At 53.9% G+C, this 16,597-nt stretch carries 15 protein-coding genes; 14 read left to right on the plus strand and 1 reads right to left on the minus strand.

Annotation, left to right across the window (positions count from 1 at the left end):
- Window positions 1–54: 54 nt before the first annotated feature.
- The 5 genes from ABJL60_RS20080 (at window position 55) to ABJL60_RS20100 (ending at window position 4,564) form a co-directional block, all read left to right on the plus strand.
- Window positions 55–957 carry a LysR substrate-binding domain-containing protein gene (locus ABJL60_RS20080; protein WP_348285822.1) on the plus strand — a complete coding sequence of 301 codons (903 nt, stop codon included), beginning with the start codon at window positions 55–57 and terminating at the stop codon, window positions 955–957.
- Between the two features lie 79 nt (window positions 958–1,036).
- On the plus strand, window positions 1,037–1,927 hold the full coding sequence (gene ltnD, locus ABJL60_RS20085) for an L-threonate dehydrogenase (RefSeq protein ID WP_348285821.1): 891 nt from the start codon (window positions 1,037–1,039) through the stop codon (window positions 1,925–1,927).
- Window positions 1,927–3,162, plus strand: coding sequence for a 3-oxo-tetronate kinase (gene otnK / locus ABJL60_RS20090; RefSeq protein ID WP_348374130.1), 1,236 nt, complete (start codon window positions 1,927–1,929; stop codon window positions 3,160–3,162). The genes ltnD and otnK overlap by 1 nt, the downstream gene beginning before the upstream one ends.
- Window positions 3,159–3,809 carry an aldolase gene (locus tag ABJL60_RS20095; RefSeq protein WP_348374131.1) on the plus strand — a complete coding sequence of 217 codons (651 nt, stop codon included), beginning with the start codon at window positions 3,159–3,161 and terminating at the stop codon, window positions 3,807–3,809. Before otnK ends, ABJL60_RS20095 begins: the two co-directional genes overlap by 4 nt.
- Complete coding sequence (locus tag ABJL60_RS20100) at window positions 3,806–4,564, plus strand: TIM barrel protein (protein ID WP_348374132.1); 759 nt, start codon at window positions 3,806–3,808, stop codon at window positions 4,562–4,564. Before ABJL60_RS20095 ends, ABJL60_RS20100 begins: the two co-directional genes overlap by 4 nt.
- A 48-nt stretch (window positions 4,565–4,612) precedes the next feature.
- On the opposite strand, the gene ABJL60_RS20105 is transcribed toward ABJL60_RS20100, so the two are convergent.
- A complete protein-coding gene (locus ABJL60_RS20105) occupies window positions 4,613–5,314 on the minus strand; it encodes a response regulator (RefSeq protein WP_348374133.1) in 702 nt (233 codons plus the stop codon).
- A 416-nt stretch (window positions 5,315–5,730) separates the two neighbouring features.
- Between ABJL60_RS20105 and ABJL60_RS20110 the strand changes: the two genes are divergently transcribed.
- The 9 genes from ABJL60_RS20110 to ABJL60_RS20150 all read left to right on the plus strand — a co-directional run bounded on the left by ABJL60_RS20110 (window position 5,731) and on the right by ABJL60_RS20150 (window position 16,405).
- Window positions 5,731–6,276, plus strand: coding sequence for a HAMP domain-containing sensor histidine kinase (locus ABJL60_RS20110; protein ID WP_348502187.1), 546 nt, complete (start codon window positions 5,731–5,733; stop codon window positions 6,274–6,276).
- 252 nt (window positions 6,277–6,528) lie between these two features.
- Window positions 6,529–7,134, plus strand: a complete 606-nt coding sequence (locus ABJL60_RS20115) for a response regulator (RefSeq protein ID WP_348374135.1) — start codon at window positions 6,529–6,531, stop codon at window positions 7,132–7,134.
- 241 nt (window positions 7,135–7,375) lie between these two features.
- Window positions 7,376–7,528 (plus strand): light-harvesting antenna LH1, beta subunit, encoded by a 153-nt coding sequence (pufB, locus tag ABJL60_RS20120; RefSeq protein ID WP_108829195.1) that lies wholly within the window; start codon window positions 7,376–7,378, stop codon window positions 7,526–7,528.
- A 13-nt stretch (window positions 7,529–7,541) separates the two neighbouring features.
- The gene (locus tag ABJL60_RS20125) at window positions 7,542–7,874 is read left to right on the plus strand and encodes a light-harvesting protein (protein ID WP_348374136.1); all 333 of its coding nucleotides are present in this window, start codon (window positions 7,542–7,544) and stop codon (window positions 7,872–7,874) included.
- Window positions 7,875–7,988: 114 nt separating this feature from the next.
- Window positions 7,989–9,440: a BCD family MFS transporter gene (locus tag ABJL60_RS20130; protein WP_348374137.1), complete on the plus strand. Its 1,452-nt coding sequence runs from the start codon at window positions 7,989–7,991 to the stop codon at window positions 9,438–9,440.
- Window positions 9,437–10,117 carry a hypothetical protein gene (locus ABJL60_RS20135; protein ID WP_348285811.1) on the plus strand — a complete coding sequence of 227 codons (681 nt, stop codon included), beginning with the start codon at window positions 9,437–9,439 and terminating at the stop codon, window positions 10,115–10,117. Before ABJL60_RS20130 ends, ABJL60_RS20135 begins: the two co-directional genes overlap by 4 nt.
- Window positions 10,118–10,380: 263 nt before the next feature.
- Window positions 10,381–12,159: a BamA/TamA family outer membrane protein gene (locus ABJL60_RS20140; protein WP_348374138.1), complete on the plus strand. Its 1,779-nt coding sequence runs from the start codon at window positions 10,381–10,383 to the stop codon at window positions 12,157–12,159.
- Window positions 12,160–12,170: 11 nt separating this feature from the next.
- Complete coding sequence (locus ABJL60_RS20145) at window positions 12,171–15,800, plus strand: translocation/assembly module TamB domain-containing protein (protein WP_348374139.1); 3,630 nt, start codon at window positions 12,171–12,173, stop codon at window positions 15,798–15,800.
- 215 nt (window positions 15,801–16,015) lie between these two features.
- Window positions 16,016–16,405, plus strand: coding sequence for an Arm DNA-binding domain-containing protein (locus ABJL60_RS20150; RefSeq protein ID WP_348374140.1), 390 nt, complete (start codon window positions 16,016–16,018; stop codon window positions 16,403–16,405).
- The last annotated feature ends 192 nt before the right edge of the window (window positions 16,406–16,597 follow it).

A 16,597-nucleotide genomic window follows, 5' to 3' on the forward strand; every position in this document is an offset into this window, starting at 1 on the left:
GTCACTGCCATATATATAAGTTGTATTTTCCGATGGTCACGATAACTTCAAGTTATGACAAATATCACATTGAAACAGCTCAGATATTTCGAGGCTTTGGCCCGTCACGGGCATTTTGGACGCGCCGCCGACACCTGTGCCATTTCGCAGCCTGCGCTGTCTGTGCAAATCAAAGACATGGAAACCGAACTGGGTGCGCCATTGTTTGAACGGGCCGCCCGACACGTTCGCCTGACGTCCATCGGAGAAGACCTTGCGGGTCATGTTCGTCAAATTCTGCAGTCTGTGGACGATCTTGCCGATGTCGCCCGCGCGGCGCAGGATGGGACAATGGCGCGGTTGCGGCTGGGCGTTATTCCAACCATCGCACCTTATTTGTTGCCCAAACTGATCGGTCAACTGACACGTGCCTATCCCGATCTCGATGTTCATTTACGCGAAACAATGACGGCGCGCCTTGTGGAAGAATTGTTTGAAGGGCGCATTGATGCCGCGATTGTGGCGTTGCCCATTGGCGATCCGGGGCTGACTGAATTGCCACTGTTCGACGAAAGCCTTGTGCTGGTGCGTCCCGCAACAGACGCCGCGATCCCCGTGCCATCACGCGCGGAACTCACACAAATGCGGATGCTTTTACTGGAGGAAGGGCACTGCTTTCGGGATCAGGCACTGTCGTTTTGCAATATGCCCTCCGCCATGCCCCGCGACGGGTTGGACGGCAGCGCACTCTCGACTTTGGTGCAAATGGTGGGTGCCGGACTTGGCGTGACGCTGATACCTGAGATGGCTGTCAGTGTCGAAACAGGTGCCGCTGCTGTGTGTGTCGCAAAGCTGGATGGCCCACAACCACAACGCACCGTGGGAATCGTATGGCGCAAAACCAATCCGCTGCGTGCGCAGCTGCAAGAGATCCGGCATATTGCCAGAACCGCAGCTGGCCATGCGCGCAACGAATGATGTAGGCAAAAAAGGTAGCGCTAAAGTGTGATCTGTGGTTTAGGGCGCTTAATGTATACATTAAAATGGACGGCAAAACATGAAATCATCAAATAGAATCGCTGTCGTTGGGCTTGGATCAATGGGATACGGCATCGCGACCTCATTGCTTCGGGCGGGTCACACTGTCGTTGGATTAGATGTCAGCGAGACTTTGGTGCAAAATTTCCATGCCGCCGGAGGCGCCACAGACGACGGGGTGGTTTTTGATGCAGCTGTAGTGGTGGTTCTGAATGCGGCGCAAACAGAAGATGTTCTGTTTGGGGCGGATGGTATCGTGGCGCGGCTTCATCCGGGTGGCGTGGTTGTTTCATGTGCCACGGTTCCCCCACAATTTGCTGTTGAGATGGAAACGCGCTGTGCTGCGCAAAACGTGTTGTATCTGGATGCACCCATTTCTGGCGGTTCGGTAAAAGCTGGCCTTGGGCAGTTGTCCATCATGGCATCCGGATGTTCCGAAGCCTTCGCCGCGGCCAAACCCGTTTTGGACGCCACCGCACAAACCGTATTTGAACTGGGTGCCAAAGCAGGCCCCGGATCAGCGATGAAGGCCGTGAACCAATTGTTAGCCGGCGTTCACATCGCAACCATGGCAGAGGCCCTGACGTTTGGAATGACCCAAGGCGTCACCCCTGAAAAATTCCTCGAAGTGATCAGCAAATGCGCCGGGACATCGTGGATGCTGGAAAATCGTGCGCCTCATATTGTAGAAGGCGACTATACCCCGCATTCGTCTGTGAACATCTGGCCGAAAGACCTTGGTATTGTGCTGGACGTGGCACAGGCTGCGGGCTTTGAGGCGCCAATCACCACAGCCGCACTGGCCCAGTTCGACGCGGCCAAACACATGGGGTTGGGGGCAGAAGATGACGCTGCTGTGGCCAAAGTCTATGCAAAACAAGCCGGTCTGACACTGAAGGGAGACGCCTAATGCTTTTGGGGTGCATCGGGGACGATTTCACCGGATCAAGTGATTTGGCCAACACGCTTGCCAAAGGCGGTATGCGGGTGACACAATATTCAGGTGTGCCAAACGGCCCCGCCCCGCAAGACGTTCAAGCGGGCGTTGTAGCCTTGAAGTCGCGGTCAATACCGGCAAGTGACGCCATAGCGAAGTCTTTGGAGGCTTTGGACTGGCTGTTGGCACAGGGCTGCACACAGATCTTTTTCAAATATTGCTCTACTTTTGACAGCACCGCAGGGGGCAACATCGGTCCTGTCGCGGATGCTTTGGCCGACGCGCTGGACGCGCACAGCGTCATCGTATGCCCCGCGTTTCCCGGTACCGGACGATCTGTGTATCAGGGGCACCTCTTTGTGAAGGACGTGTTGCTGAACGAAAGCGGCATGCAAAATCATCCTTTGACCCCTATGACAGACGCGGATTTGCGCAGATGGTTGGCGCACCAAACGCCAAACGGTGTGGGCCATGTTGCGACGCAAGACGTCTTCATGGGGGCTGTCGCTATTTCAAAAGCTCTCGAAGCGGAAACACGCAAAGGCAAACGCCATATCGTCGTGGATGCCATTCGAGACGAAGATTTGTTCGAAATCGGCAAAGCAGCAAAGGATTTACCCTTGGTCACTGGTGGCTCTGGCGTGGCCCTTGGATTGCCTGCCAATTTCGGGTGCACCGTTGCCCCGGTCCCATGGACTTTACAAAACGGGCCCGCGGCCGTGTTGTCGGGATCGTGTTCCATAGCGACGCGCAATCAAGTGGCCCATCATATCGCGCACAATCCGGGTCGCGAGATTATCGCAGAGGACGTCATCGACGGTACATTGACGGCACAGGATCTGGCGGATTGGATGCTGTCGCAAAAAGGTGTTCCCATCGCATACAGTTCTGCGGATCCGGACGTGGTACGTGCAGTACAGGACACATTCGGCGCCCAACGCGCATCCTCAGCCATCGAAGCCTTTATGGCGGATGTCGCGGGGCGGCTGACGGCGGGCGGTGTCACACGACTGATCACAGCGGGCGGCGAAACGTCCGGCGCGGTTGTGGAAGGTCTTGATTTGCACACGCTTGAAATAGGGCCCGAGATCGACCCCGGCGCTCCCGCCTTACGGGCAAGCCCAAATCTTGTAGTCGCTCTGAAATCCGGTAACTTTGGCGCCGTGGATTTCTTTGAGAAAGCCGCGCAACAGTTGGGACAGCCATGAGCACCGAAACGCGCTTGCGTGACCAAATCTGTGAATTGGCAAAATCCCTGTTTGACCGCGGTTTAACCCACGGCAGCACAGGTAACATATCCGCGCGGACGGATGATGGCGGCCTTTTGGTCTCGCCAACAGGCACCAGTTTCGGACGGCTAGATCCCAGCCGGCTCAGTCACTTCGATGCGTCAGGTCAACTGAAATCCGGGGATGCTCCGACCAAGGAAATGCCACTGCACACAGCCTTTTACGACACACGATCCAGCGCAGGGGCGGTGGTTCATTTGCACAGTTGTCATGCCGTGGCCTTGTCGCTTTTGCCAGATTTAGACGCAGACAGTTTCCTGCCACCGCTCACGCCTTACGGTTTGATGAAGCTGGGCAAAGTCAAATTATTGCCCTTCTTTTTACCTGGCGACCCAGCCATGGGAGAGGCTGTGCGCGGTCTAGCGGGAAAACGCAGCGCGGTGATGTTGGCAAATCACGGGCCTGTTGTGGCGGGCAAAGACGTAGAAGCCGCGTGCAATGCAATCGAAGAATTAGAGGACACCGCACGCCTTGCTTTGATGACCCGCCATATGGGTGCGCGTGCGCTGACAGATGATCAAATCCATGCGGTCGTGACAAAATTCGATGTGGAGTGGGACCAGTGACAAAATTTTCTGCAAACCTTGGTTTTCTTTGGCAAGACAGGCCTTTGCCTGATGCGATACGCGCGGCGAAAGCTGCCGGGTTTGATGCCGTGGAATGCCATTGGCCATACGCCGTGCCTGCCGAAGACACCTTGGCGGCTTTGTCCGAGACAGGTCTGACGATGCTTGGCTTGAACACCTCCCGTGGCAACACCGAAAATGGCGAAAATGGGTTAAGTGCGTTGCCCGGTCGTCAAGCGGACGCACGCGCTGCGATTGAAACGGCAATCAGCTACGCACGCACGATCGGTGCAAAAGCTGTCCACATTATGGCCGGTTTTGCATCAGGCCCGGAAGCCCATCGCACCTTTGTCGAAAACCTGGTCTTCGCAGCTTCAGCGGCACCAGACCTGACCCTGTTGATTGAACCTTTGAACCCGCATGATGCGCCGGGATACTTTCTACAAACGACATCGCAAGCCATTGAAATAATTGAAGACTGCAAATGCCCCAACATAAAGTTGATGTTCGATTGTTATCACGTTGCACGCACCGAAGGTGACGTGACCACCCGACTTCAAAACTTGCATTCCAATATTGGACATATCCAATTTGCAGGCGTTCCAAGCCGTGGCCGCCCAGATGAAGGCGAGATCAACTATCTGGCCATATTTGATGCGATTTCCAAACTGGGGTGGTCAGCACCGTTGGGGGCTGAATATAAACCAGCGAACGACACAGATGCATCTTTGGGGTGGATGCAAACCCTAGTCTGATCGTCGTTTTCCCGGCCTGTTGTATCGCCCCAGATCCGTCTTTAAACCTTAGTGCAATTTCTTGTCCGTTTTGAGTTCCGCACATAAATTTGGGGCTTTGGCCAACGCATTCCACATCTCGATACAGTTTCTATCGATGTTTTCCAACCGTTCGGGGATATTGGTATCGGGCTGACTTAACTGACGCTTCAAAGCGCGTAAGTCGCGCAGCATGTTTGCGAGTTTTGGCTGAAGAATACCCGACAGGTCACTTAGAACATCTTTGGCCAGATCTTGAACCATCAGCTCCATTTTCGCCGAAGAATTTTGAGCCGCCGCGCGTTTTCTGATAGAGGTAACCACAGCCTGTTTCAGCCGTTCCGCCGTCATCTGCGCTTTTGAGATATAATCCTCGCAACCCATTTTCATGGCCTGAACGGCAACATTGGATTGATCATCACCAGTGATCATGATCGCTTTTGTGTCTGCGTGTTCCGGATGGCTATGCAACAGTGTAACGGCATCTATACCCGTGCCTTCCGAAAGATTATAATCTATTATAACAATATCATAGCTGGTTTCATTTAACATCTCTTGCAAGTTGCTGATTGTATCAACTTCATCCAGGAACACATTCAGTCCGGCATCGCGAAACAACCGACGGATGCGTTTTCTATCAAACTCGCTGTCGTCGATAATCAAGACACTCGCAGAGTTGGCCGACCCGAAAAAAACATCATTTTCAGTTTCAATATAACTGGAAGACAGCATGGTTCTATTCCTCGGTTGCGTGTTGGTGCTTGACAGGGACAATGCTCAAAAAGCGCAAATCAATGGTTAAATGCATCTTCGAATTGCAAACCTAATTCCTAAAATTTTTACTATCTGGGAAACTCATTCGACGCTTTTATGCGCCTCCCGCTTTCGGTTTTAACCTGCGATTAAACTTACCAAGCTTTACTCATTTTACACTTTTGATGCTTGGCGTGATCGTTTTGCAGCAAACAAGGGACAAAGAGTTGACCGACCCATCTGATCAAACGGCAACTGTATGCGATGCGGACGATTTTGAACGATTTGTGCACATCTTAGGGCACGATCTAAGGGCATGTGCACGCGCCTTGAGCGTCCTTCCCACCTGGATTGAAGAAGATGTTGTGTCACATGCACCAGAATTGATGCCATTGATGTCGGAAAACATCACGATGATGAAAACCCAAAGCGTTCGCTTGGACCGAATGTTGGTTGATCTCTTGGAGTTTTCACGGGTCGGTAGACTTCAGAACATCGAAACTATTTCGATCGCCACAGTTGTCGAGAAAAGCTTGCAAAAGCTCGGAATGGGCACAAACGGCACCACGACGACGCGCATCGAGCTTTCGAAGATTAGATGTGGACCAGATGATGCTCGAAGAATATTTGATATTCTTTTGTCAAATGCACAAAAACACGGTGCACCACCCTTTGAGGTCCAAGTGTACGAGGCCGATGGGTGTTGTGTCATCCATGTCGCGGATGCAGGTCACGGCATTCCCTTCGCGCATCGCGGCAAAGTTTTGGAACCCATGTCAACTTTGCAATCGCGCGACGCTATTGAGGGCAGCGGCATGGGATTAGCCATTTTGCAAAAAATCGCAGCGATTTACCAAGGTTCAATAACCTGGCGGGATGTTGAAGATTCAGCCTCAACCCAGGCAGCCCTTGTTGAAATTCACCTGCCGCTGGCAAGCTGATTTTTCTGGGCGACTTATTCGCATCCAGAGTTAAAAGCACACCAAAGTCTACGCCAAACCGCCCTTTCACAAAACGTGCTGAAACCAAATTTCAAATGCTCTTCAAATTGGTATCAGAATTTGAACATGGGTTAAGATATCCGCATTGGTTCTCCCCCATCCTTGTTCATGGGTTAGGTAGTGGGGCAAAATACAATGCAATTTCAAATCGGCGACAGCCAACCGACAACAGCACCAATCAAAGCGTTGGTGTTGGACGATGACGCGACTGATAGAAAGCTTATTCGGCGGTTCACAGAGCGTTCCAATCTGGACGTGACCATTGAAGAGGCTCCGACTTTGTCCGTTATGGCGGACCTTATAGGCGAATCATCCTTTGACGTCATTATGGTCGACTACAACCTGTCAGAAGGCGACGGGTTGGATGCGCTCAATATGATCCAAAACAATAAAAACAACAAAAATGCGGCTGTTATTATGATTTCTGGCCAGGATCAAACTGCGCTGGCGGTATCGGCTTTTCGGCAGGGCTGTAGCGACTTTCTAAACAAAAATGAACTGTCCACGGAGGCTTTGAACCACGTCATGACAACCGTCATGGCACGAAAAGATACCCGACGGTATTTCAATCCTTTCGGATCCAAAGATTTTCAAAATGCCGTCGAACACGCAGTCTTAAAAGCACTGGAAAGCGCATCTGTACAAGACGCGATTGCCGCTGGGTGCAAAGCCGCGGCCAATCAGTCAGCAGGAATTGGTTTTGATCAGCAAAACGCTGAACTGGTACAGCATTTTGTAGCTGATTTTCTCGAAGAGCCGGATTTTCACTTCAACACATACACAAGAAATCCGTCATGAGTTTTTCAATGGCACATAGGCCCGAATGCTTTAGGACCTTGCGTTTGCAAAGACGGCCAAATCAGCAAAATACACAAACTTGGCAGCGCGTCCAAAAGTGTCATTTTTTATTTACACTTGAAAATGTAAAACTTTGAGTACAGTATGGATGATACAGTGTGCGTCTTTTAACCTATAGTGGCCATCGTCTGCGTTTGCGGCAGCCACTGATGCTTGCGTCAAATTTACGGAGGATCCAAACGTGGCAAATGACGACAAAGTATGGCCAACAGGCCTAACACTGGATGAGGCTGAGGAAGTGCATAGCTACCTCATCGATGGGACACGCGTTTTCGGCGCGATTGCCTTGCTCGCTCACATTCTGGTCGCGGTTGCGACCCCTTGGCTCGGATAAGGGAGGCTAACTCATGAACAATGCAAAAATGTGGTTGGTCGTAAAACCAACAGTTGGTGTTCCCCTGTTCCTCAGCGCTGTGGCAGTCGGCTCTTTTGCCGTACATGTTGCGGTCTTGAGCAACACATCTTGGGTATCTGATTTCTTGTCCGGCAAAGAGCTGGGCGCAGGTGATATGGAAGCATCAGCGGCCATGCTGGCGGACCCTGACACGGCCAAAGCGGCTTATGTCATTCCGGCCGCAGATGGATCACGCGATGTGACTATCATCATGCCTGACGGCACGCCGGTTCAGGCGACGCTTAAAGGGCCGGAAATACACGCCTCTTTGAAAATCACAGAGTAAAACTTTAAGCCTGCAGCCAACCGCTGCGGGCTTTGCCCCTTTTCAGCTTTTACGCATTTGTTTCGCCAGCATTATCGCGATTGGCGCAGCCTGTGCAGGACCTGCTTGAAGCCGATGTTCAACTACCGCTCTCTTGTTGCTCAAAAATTATCGTCCCTCGGGCCGAAGTATTTGCCATTCGCGGATGTTGCCACGGACGAGGTCCCCTTGTCGCAATTGCTGCGGCTTTCTTTGTTTCAGATTACGGTTGGCATGGCGCTGGTTCTGATCGTCGGCACGTTGAACCGTGTCATGATTGTCGAACTCGGTGTGCCAACGTCGCTTGTTGCGGTCATGCTGGCGCTTCCGCTTATCTTTGCGCCTTTCAGAACGTTGATCGGTTTCAAATCCGATGTACATGTATCCGCCTTGGGCTTGCGTCGTCTTCCCTACATCTGGAAAGGGACGCTGTACCAGTTTGGCGGCTTTGCCATTATGCCCTTTTCACTGTTGGTTTTGTCTGGATACGGTGACAGTTTTGATGCGCCACGTTGGCTTGGATACTCCTCTGCGGCTCTTTCATTCTTACTGGTTGGCGCTGGTGTTCACATGGTTCAGACCGTGGGGCTTGCGCTGGCAACCGATCTGGTCAAACAGGAAGATCAGCCAAAAGTTGTCGGTTTGATGTATGTGATGCTTTTGGTCGGGATGGTTGCCAGTGCGCTCGTGTTTGGGACACTTTTGGAAAACTATACCCCGGGCCGCTTGGTTCAGGTCATTCAAGGGGCGGCAGTCGTCACTGTGTCCCTGAACCTATGCGCCATGTGGAAACAGGAAACCCGTGACCGGATACGCGCCCAAGCCATGAAGGCTGCGCGTCCCATGCAGTTCAGACAAGCCTGGGCGCTTTTGATGCAAGCCCCCGGAATGATGGCGTTGCTTGTTGTGATAGGTCTTGGCACCTTTGGTTTCGGGATGGCCGATGTTTTGCTAGAACCTTACGGTGGCCAAGCTTTGGGGCTGTCTGTCGCGGCCACCACCAAGCTGACAGCCTTATTCGCAACTGGCACTTTGATCGGCTTCGCATTGGCATCACAAGGATTAAGCCAAGGCGGCACGCCCACCCGCTATACATTGATCGGTGCGACCATCGGAATACCGGGGTTTGCGGCTATCATTGCGTCCTCTTTGGGGGCTGGCATCCCCTTGTTCCTCATCGGAACTTTCGCGACAGGATTGGGGGCAGGACTGTTCGGGCATGCGACCTTAACAGCCACCTTACGTGCAGCCACGCAGGACCAAACCGGACTTGCTTTGGGTGCATGGGGGGCTGTGCAAGCCAGTTGCGCCGGATTGGGCATCGCAGCGGCAGGTATTGTACGCGACATCATCGTGGGCACACACAGCGCGACTGGATTAAGCGTTGAAGCGCCCTATAACGTAGTTTTCACGATCGAGATAATATTCCTAGTCCTGGCTGTCTTGGTGACACTGCTTTTCATGCAGCGTCGCTTGGATCAGCCAAACCAGTGCGCACCCGGTTCTGACGTCTCGAACACACACACAAACCCGGTGGAGGTATCATGACAACAATCATAACACGTTTGTTTCAAGACGAAGCAACAGCACAGGACGTCGCCGAAAGAGTAATCTTTCGTGGCGTGCCCAGTCGTGCAACATCTGTAATTTCGGCGGACACTCCTGATCTACATGCAAAAATGGACGCCGCACTGGTGCATCCATCGGCGCAAGACGCATATGCAAAACAGATCAAGGACGGGCGCGCCTTGGTTGTGGTGCGTGCCACATACAAGCCGTTGACAGCTGCGACGATCGTGCGCGACATGATGGCCCAGCGCAATGCCATCGCTGTCGATGGTGTGGTTGATGATTACTACATGCCAGACGGCCCGCAACGTGCTTCAAGTGTTTTGAAGGAACACCCCCACTTTCTGACCGTACGAAGCAGCCGCACCGGATATGCGGGTGGTCCCGTGACCGTCGGCCTCGGATTTCGGCTGCTCAGCGAACGCAAAACCAAAACATCTGCCAAGGGCAAATCGGGGGCGCGGTCCCGTTGGTTCTGGCCCATGCCGCTTCTGTCCAAGAAAAGCCGTTCATCTTCGGTGATCAGTGGCGGGCGGTATATGTCACGTGCTTTCTGGCCGATGGCTTTGCTGTCCAAAAAGCCGCGCAGCAATTCCGTCATTCGCGGCGGTGATTTGCCATTTTCCCGCGCTTTGGGTTGGCCTCCCGTCAGCTGATCACAACGTCCCGAGACGTGCCAGGGAAAGGTCGATGTTCAGGCATCGACCTTTTTTCGTTGATCACGCATCCGAATGCTGGAGGCTCAAAATCAATGCCCCTGATCGTGCCCGTCTGCAGGGTCCGGATTCCGCCCATCAACAAATTTTTATCGCCCGACTGGTATAAGCTCTGAACCATTGGTGCCATAAGCGCGTTAGTGTCATACTGCCTGTTATGCCAATCCATTCACGCCAATCCAGTCACGGGGCGCTCCATCCAAATGAAACATCTTGCGATTGCTCTGGCGTTTGCACTGCTTCCAACAATCGGGATTGCATTTGAATTTCGCATCACAACGAACGCGCTGACAGACGCGTTGCGCCAAAATTCACTTTTGACCCCGCTTGCAGAAGCAGAAGAAGGCGCCCCCGCCGCACAAGATGTGATCGCCGCAGCACAAGCCGACTATGCACGTCTTGTGGCTGTGTTGTATGACCGCGGATACTTCGCGCCGACGGTTTCCATCCTTATCGATGGACGTGAAGCGGCGACACTGTCGCCTGTGCAACCCCCGCGCCAAATCGGCACCGTTGAACTGCGCGTCACGACTGGGCGGCCGTTTGTGTTCGGCACTGCAAGAATTGCCCCGTTGCCACAAGGCACACAATTGCCGGAAGGTTTTGCAACCGGTCAAACCGCATCAACAGGCACCCTGCAATCTGCGGCCACTGAAGGCACGCAGGCTTGGCGAAATGCAGGGCACGCCAAGGCAAATGTCCAATCGCAATCTATCACAGCACATCATGATACCGGGCGGCTGGACGTCGATGTAACGCTTGCACCCGGGCCTCGTCTTCGGTTTGGTGATTTACAAATCACTGGCAATGAACGCATGCGCACACAGCGCATCATCGACATTGCCGGTCTGCAAACAGGCACAGTTTACGATCCCGCTAAACTGGATTTGGTCGCCACCCGTCTGCGCCGCACTGGTGTGTTTTCGGTTGTCGCGCTGTCAGAGGCAGACACGGTAACAGGCGGGGACCAGTTGGATATCATCGCGCAATTCGCCGAAAACAAACCGCGCAGGTTTGGATTTGGAGCCGAGCTTTCAACCCAGGACGGGCTAAGCCTAAGCGCATTTTGGTTGCACCGTAACTTGCTTGGCGGCGCAGAGCGTTTGCGCATCGGGGCCGACATCTCGGGCATCGGGGGCGACACGGGCGGCGAGGACTTTGATCTGACCGTCGCGTTCCGACGTCCCGCGACGTTTAATGAAGACACCGATTTCTATGTCGATGGACAGCTGTCCAATCTGGAAGAACCAAATTTTGCGCTGGACCGCTTTTCTCTTGAGGCCGGAATACACCGCTATGCGTCGGCACAACGCGAATACACGCTGGGCATCGGTCTGGATATTGCGGACACCACAGACGCCTTTGGCCGCAGATCTTACAGCATTCTGACCTTGCCGCTTGGCGCCGAATTCGACTACCGCGACGACAGCTTAAATGCGAAGGATGGGTACTATGCCAACGCAACCCTGACCCCGTTTCTGAACCTGCAAGGCAGCGCGAATGGCTTACGTGGATCTCTGGACGCCCGCACCTACCACAGTTTCGGCAAAGCCAAACGCGTCACCTTTGCGTTGCGTGGGCAGCTTGGGTTTTTGGTCGGTCCATCCCTGTCCGAAGCGCCAACAGATTTTCTGTTCTACTCGGGCGGTGGCGGCACGGTACGCGGGCATGATTTTCAATCGCTTGGTGTCGATATTGGCGGCGGGAACACGGTTGGCGGACGCTCGTTTTTGGGGCTGTCGGGCGAAATCCGGGTCAAAACCGGCGACAAACTAAGCATCGTGGGGTTTTACGATGCGGGCTATATTGGATCCGAAGAATTCCCTGACGCGTCTTCCGGGGATTGGCAAACCGGCGCAGGCCTTGGCATTCGCTACGACACCGGCATAGGCCCGGTGCGATTGGACGTTGGTGTCCCTGTCAGCGGTCCTGACACATCTGGTGGGGCTGCGTTGTATATCGGGATCGGACAATCGTTTTGATGGGGCGTTACATGCACGTGATACCGGCCATTTGGGCTATTGCCGTTTGGGCAATCCTGCTTAGCATTCCGGCCTTCGGGCAAGACACCGGCGCCACTGACGCAGAAACGTCACAGGAAGATCGCGGGTTCATCGTTGGCCTGCTTGAAGACGCCCTTGGGGGCGAAGGCCGCCGTGTCCGCGTGGACGGGTTCGCGGGTGCGCTAAGCAGTGTGGCAACCATCGAACAGATCACCTTCGCGGATGATGATGGTGTTTGGTTGGCCCTTGATGACATTCAATTGGAATGGACACGGTCCGCGTTGCTGCGAGGGCGCATCGAAGTCCAGCAACTCAGCGCCAAGACGCTAGAACTTACCCGCTTGCCCGCGTCTCAGGACACCGACGATACGCCAGCCGCAGAAGCAGGCGGGTTCGCCTTACCTGATTTGCCCGTTTCTGTCGAAATTGATCTGTTAAAACTGGACCGGATCACCTTGGGGCCTTCCATTCTGGGGGAAAAAGCGGAACTGACCATGGAGGCCGCAGCGCAGTTGTCCGGTGGTTCGGGCAACGTCACGCTAAACGCGGCGCGCATTGACGGGCAAGATGGCCAGTTTGTTATCGACGCCAGTTACGCAGCCGCCAGCCAAACCGCAGCCATCAACTTTGACCTAAAAGAGGCCAAGGATGGCATCGTAGCCCGACTTTTGAACATCCCTGACCGTCCTGCATTGCGACTACAAATCGCCGGTGAGGGGCAACTGGACGATCTGGTAACGGACATTTCGTTGGAAACGGGCGGTGCCAAACGGCTTGCAGGACAGATTACGTTGCAAGGCGACACTGACACCGGCCGTGATTTTGCACTAGATGTCCAGGGTGATTTATCCCCGCTTTTGCCCGAAACCTACCGCGCCTTTTTTGGCGACAGCACCACGGTACAGGCCATTGGAAACCAAGACGAAAGCGGTGCGCTGACCCTGTCTGATCTAGACCTGCGATCAGGGGTTTTGGCCTTGCAGGGGAAAATCGCCCTGGACCCAAGTTATTGGCCCACACAGATCGCTGTCATCGGGCAGATTGAACCCGTGGAAAACGGCCCCGTGGTTTTGCCCTTTGCAAATGGATCAACACGCATTGATCGTGCCAAACTGCAAGTCGACTATGATGCGGCGCAAAGTCCGGACATCGATGCCCGGTTTGATCTCAGCAACCTTGTCACATCCGAAGCAACCCTACGTGAAACCCGGTTGCAAATTAACGGAGCTTTGGAAAACAGCGCATCTGCACAAAAGAACTTGCAAGCCGATGTTACCTTTTCCACACGCGGTGTTGCCTTTGATGACGCCGCAATGCAAGACGCCGTGGGCGATCAAATCTCTGGCGCTTTCGGGATCAGCTATCAGACCAACGGCGCCTTGCGACTGGACCAGATAAACGTCGCAGGATCGCAGTATCAGCTCGGCGGAACAGTCGTCACCGCAGGTCTTTCAGATGCGTTTGAAACCGAACTGGCCTTGTTTTTGGACGCCCAAAATCTTTCACGTTTTTCAAAGCTGGCAGGATTGGAATTGGCGGGGCAAGCCGAGGCAGCAATCGCTGGAACGTTGGATTTGGGCGGATCATTCGATCTGACATTGGACGGCAAAACCACTGACTTTGAAACGGGCATAGAACAAGCTGACAATGCCTTGGCCGGTGTCACCCGCATGTCCATAGACGTGATACGCGACGCGTCTGGCACGCGGCTTCCCCGTTTCGAGCTTCGCAATGATGCCTTTCAGTCCAGCGGTTCTGCGGTTTTGAAAACAAATGCCTCTACGGCTGACGTCACACTGCGCATTGCCGACAGTTCGGCGATTGATGCACGCCTGAAAGGTGCGATTGCCTTGTCCGGCCAAGCCGTTCAAGACACACAGGGTTGGCGCATCGACACGGCCCTAAGTGGCCCGTTTGACGCCGAAACCACCTTGAAGGGTCGCACAACCGGGCCTGCACCTGCTTTGGACTTCAAGCTGTATTTGCCACAGGTTCAACGCATCGCCAGTCAATTCCGCGGTGCTGCGACTATGTCTGGCACGGCCAAACGCACAGCCGGTGTCTGGGATATTGATACGAAGTTAACGGCCCCTTACGGCATTTCCGGCGACGTGGCTGGCACCGTGACAGGGCCCACCCCAAAGGTCAGCTACAGCCTGAGCATTCCGAATGTGGCTGCCGTCGGCGCGTTGATCAACGGCCCCCTTAACGTGGAAGGCACCGCCGCACAGCAAGGTGCGGCTTGGCAAATTGAAACCGCATTGCGCGGGTTGAGTGGGCTGCGCGCAGATGTGTCAGGCCGTGTTGGCGCAGGCGGCGACATGAACGTGACAGCCAAAGGATTGGCCCCTCTGGCCTTGGCAAACCCCTTTTTGGCACCACGCAACGTGCAGGGATTGGCGAACTTTGATCTTGCGATGCAAGGTCCTGCCGCACTGACATCTTTGTCGGGCCGCTTGTCCACGACAGGGGCGCAACTGTCTGTGCCCACACAAAATATATCCCTGACAGGTATCCAGTCACAAATCGCCTTCAACCGGGGGCGTGCACAGATCGACGTCTCGGCGGATGTATCTTCGGGAGGGCGCCTGACAATACGCGGACCGCTTACCTTGACAGGCAACCTTCCCGCTGACCTGGCCATATCGTTGGATGCCGTACGGCTGACCGATCCCTCGTTGTACGACACAACCGTCAACGGTGCCCTCAATTTACGCGGCCCGCTGACGGGGGGTGGTGTCATTTCGGGTCGCATCGACGTAGGTGAGACAAATATTCAAGTGCCTACATCTGTTGGCAACGGTTTTGCCATCGTTCCGCAGATATCACATCGCAGTCCTTCACAGGCGGTACGTCGCACCATCCAACGGGCTGGGTTGAACAAAACAGACGGCACCGACGCCCCAAAGGGAAACGACCCCACAGCTTTGGGGCTGAATATTCAGGTGAATGCGCTGTCGCGGGTGTTCGTACGCGGCCGCGGATTGAATGCGGAACTGGGCGGCGCGTTAAATTTAAGCGGGCGCACCGATCAGGTTATCTCGTCAGGTCGGTTTAATCTTATTCGCGGACGTTTGGACATATTGGGCAAACGGTTTGCACTGGACGAAGGCAGCATAGCACTGCAGGGCAGTCTGGATCCCATACTGCGGTTCGTAGCCACCACGCGCACCACACTTGGCACGGCAAGCATCATCATCGAAGGACCTGCATCGCAACCAGAGGTGTCATTTACCTCGACACCGGCGGCCCCCGAAGACGAAGTGTTGGCGCAGATTTTTTTCAACGGAAGTGCTGGCAACCTCTCTGCATTTCAAGCTTTGCAATTGGCGCAAGCCGTTGGAACCTTGGCAGGTAAAGGCGGCGAAGGGCTTATTTCCAAATTCCGGCGCGGCTTTGGTCTGGATGATCTGGACGTGACGACCAACGCGCAGGGCGAAACCGGATTACGGTTGGGAAAGTACATCAGCGACAACATCTACACAGACGTCACAATCGGAAACACCAACACAGCGGGTGTTTCTGTCAATATCGACCTGTCCAAATCCGTCACAGCGCGAGGGCAAATCAAGTCCAACGGTGACAGTTCAGTCGGTGTTTTCTTTGAAAAAGACTACTAGGCGGATCACCGTCTTTGCTGGATAACCAAAACCGTCACAAGCGTCAGGTCCAGAAAAGTGGTGCGGGTGGGGATAACCCCGCACCAACATCATAGCTTCTCATACCTTCTCACAAGCCATAATAGCCCATATTTATATAGCCATAGTGACAATATGGGTGAACACTGATACACCTCCAAGCACACCTCAAAGGGTGGTTAGGAAGGTGGTTGGCTGTGAAACGATTTGCTTTAAGTGCACTTAAGGTTCGTAAACTTAATCAGGGCAAGTTCGCAGATGGTGAAGGTCTGTGGTTGGTTAAGCACAACAAAAGGGCGGGCCGTTGGATGTTGCGTATCGTGGTGTACGGTAAACGACGTGAAATGGGTCTGGGGCGCTGGCCTGATGTTAGTATTGCCGAGGCACGTGAACAAGCCGCGCAAGCACGCAAGGTAGTCCGTGCTGGGCGTGACCCAATCATTGAACGTGAGAAACAGCGTTTGCATACTAAACGTTTGAGTTTTCATGATGCAGTGCAAGGATGTTTTGAAGCCCGACAGGCTGAACTAAAAGGAGACGGCAAGGCGGGGAGATGGCTCTCACCATTGAACATTCATGTTGTCTGACGTCAGCGCTTGTGGGTCCAAATAGGGTCAATTGCTAAGAGAGTGTTTGTTGCTCATCGTAGCCACTGAGGAGTGGATGATGAGAAAGACAACGAAGAGCCCTGGCGAGAAGATCGTCAAAGACATCAAGCGCGCGACGCGCAAGCATTATTCATCCGAAGAGAAGATCAGGATCGTGCTGGATGGCCTGCG

The sequence above is a fragment of the Ascidiaceihabitans sp. genome, assembly GCF_039986515.1.
In the GTDB taxonomy this organism is placed as follows: Bacteria; Pseudomonadota; Alphaproteobacteria; order Rhodobacterales; family Rhodobacteraceae; genus Ascidiaceihabitans.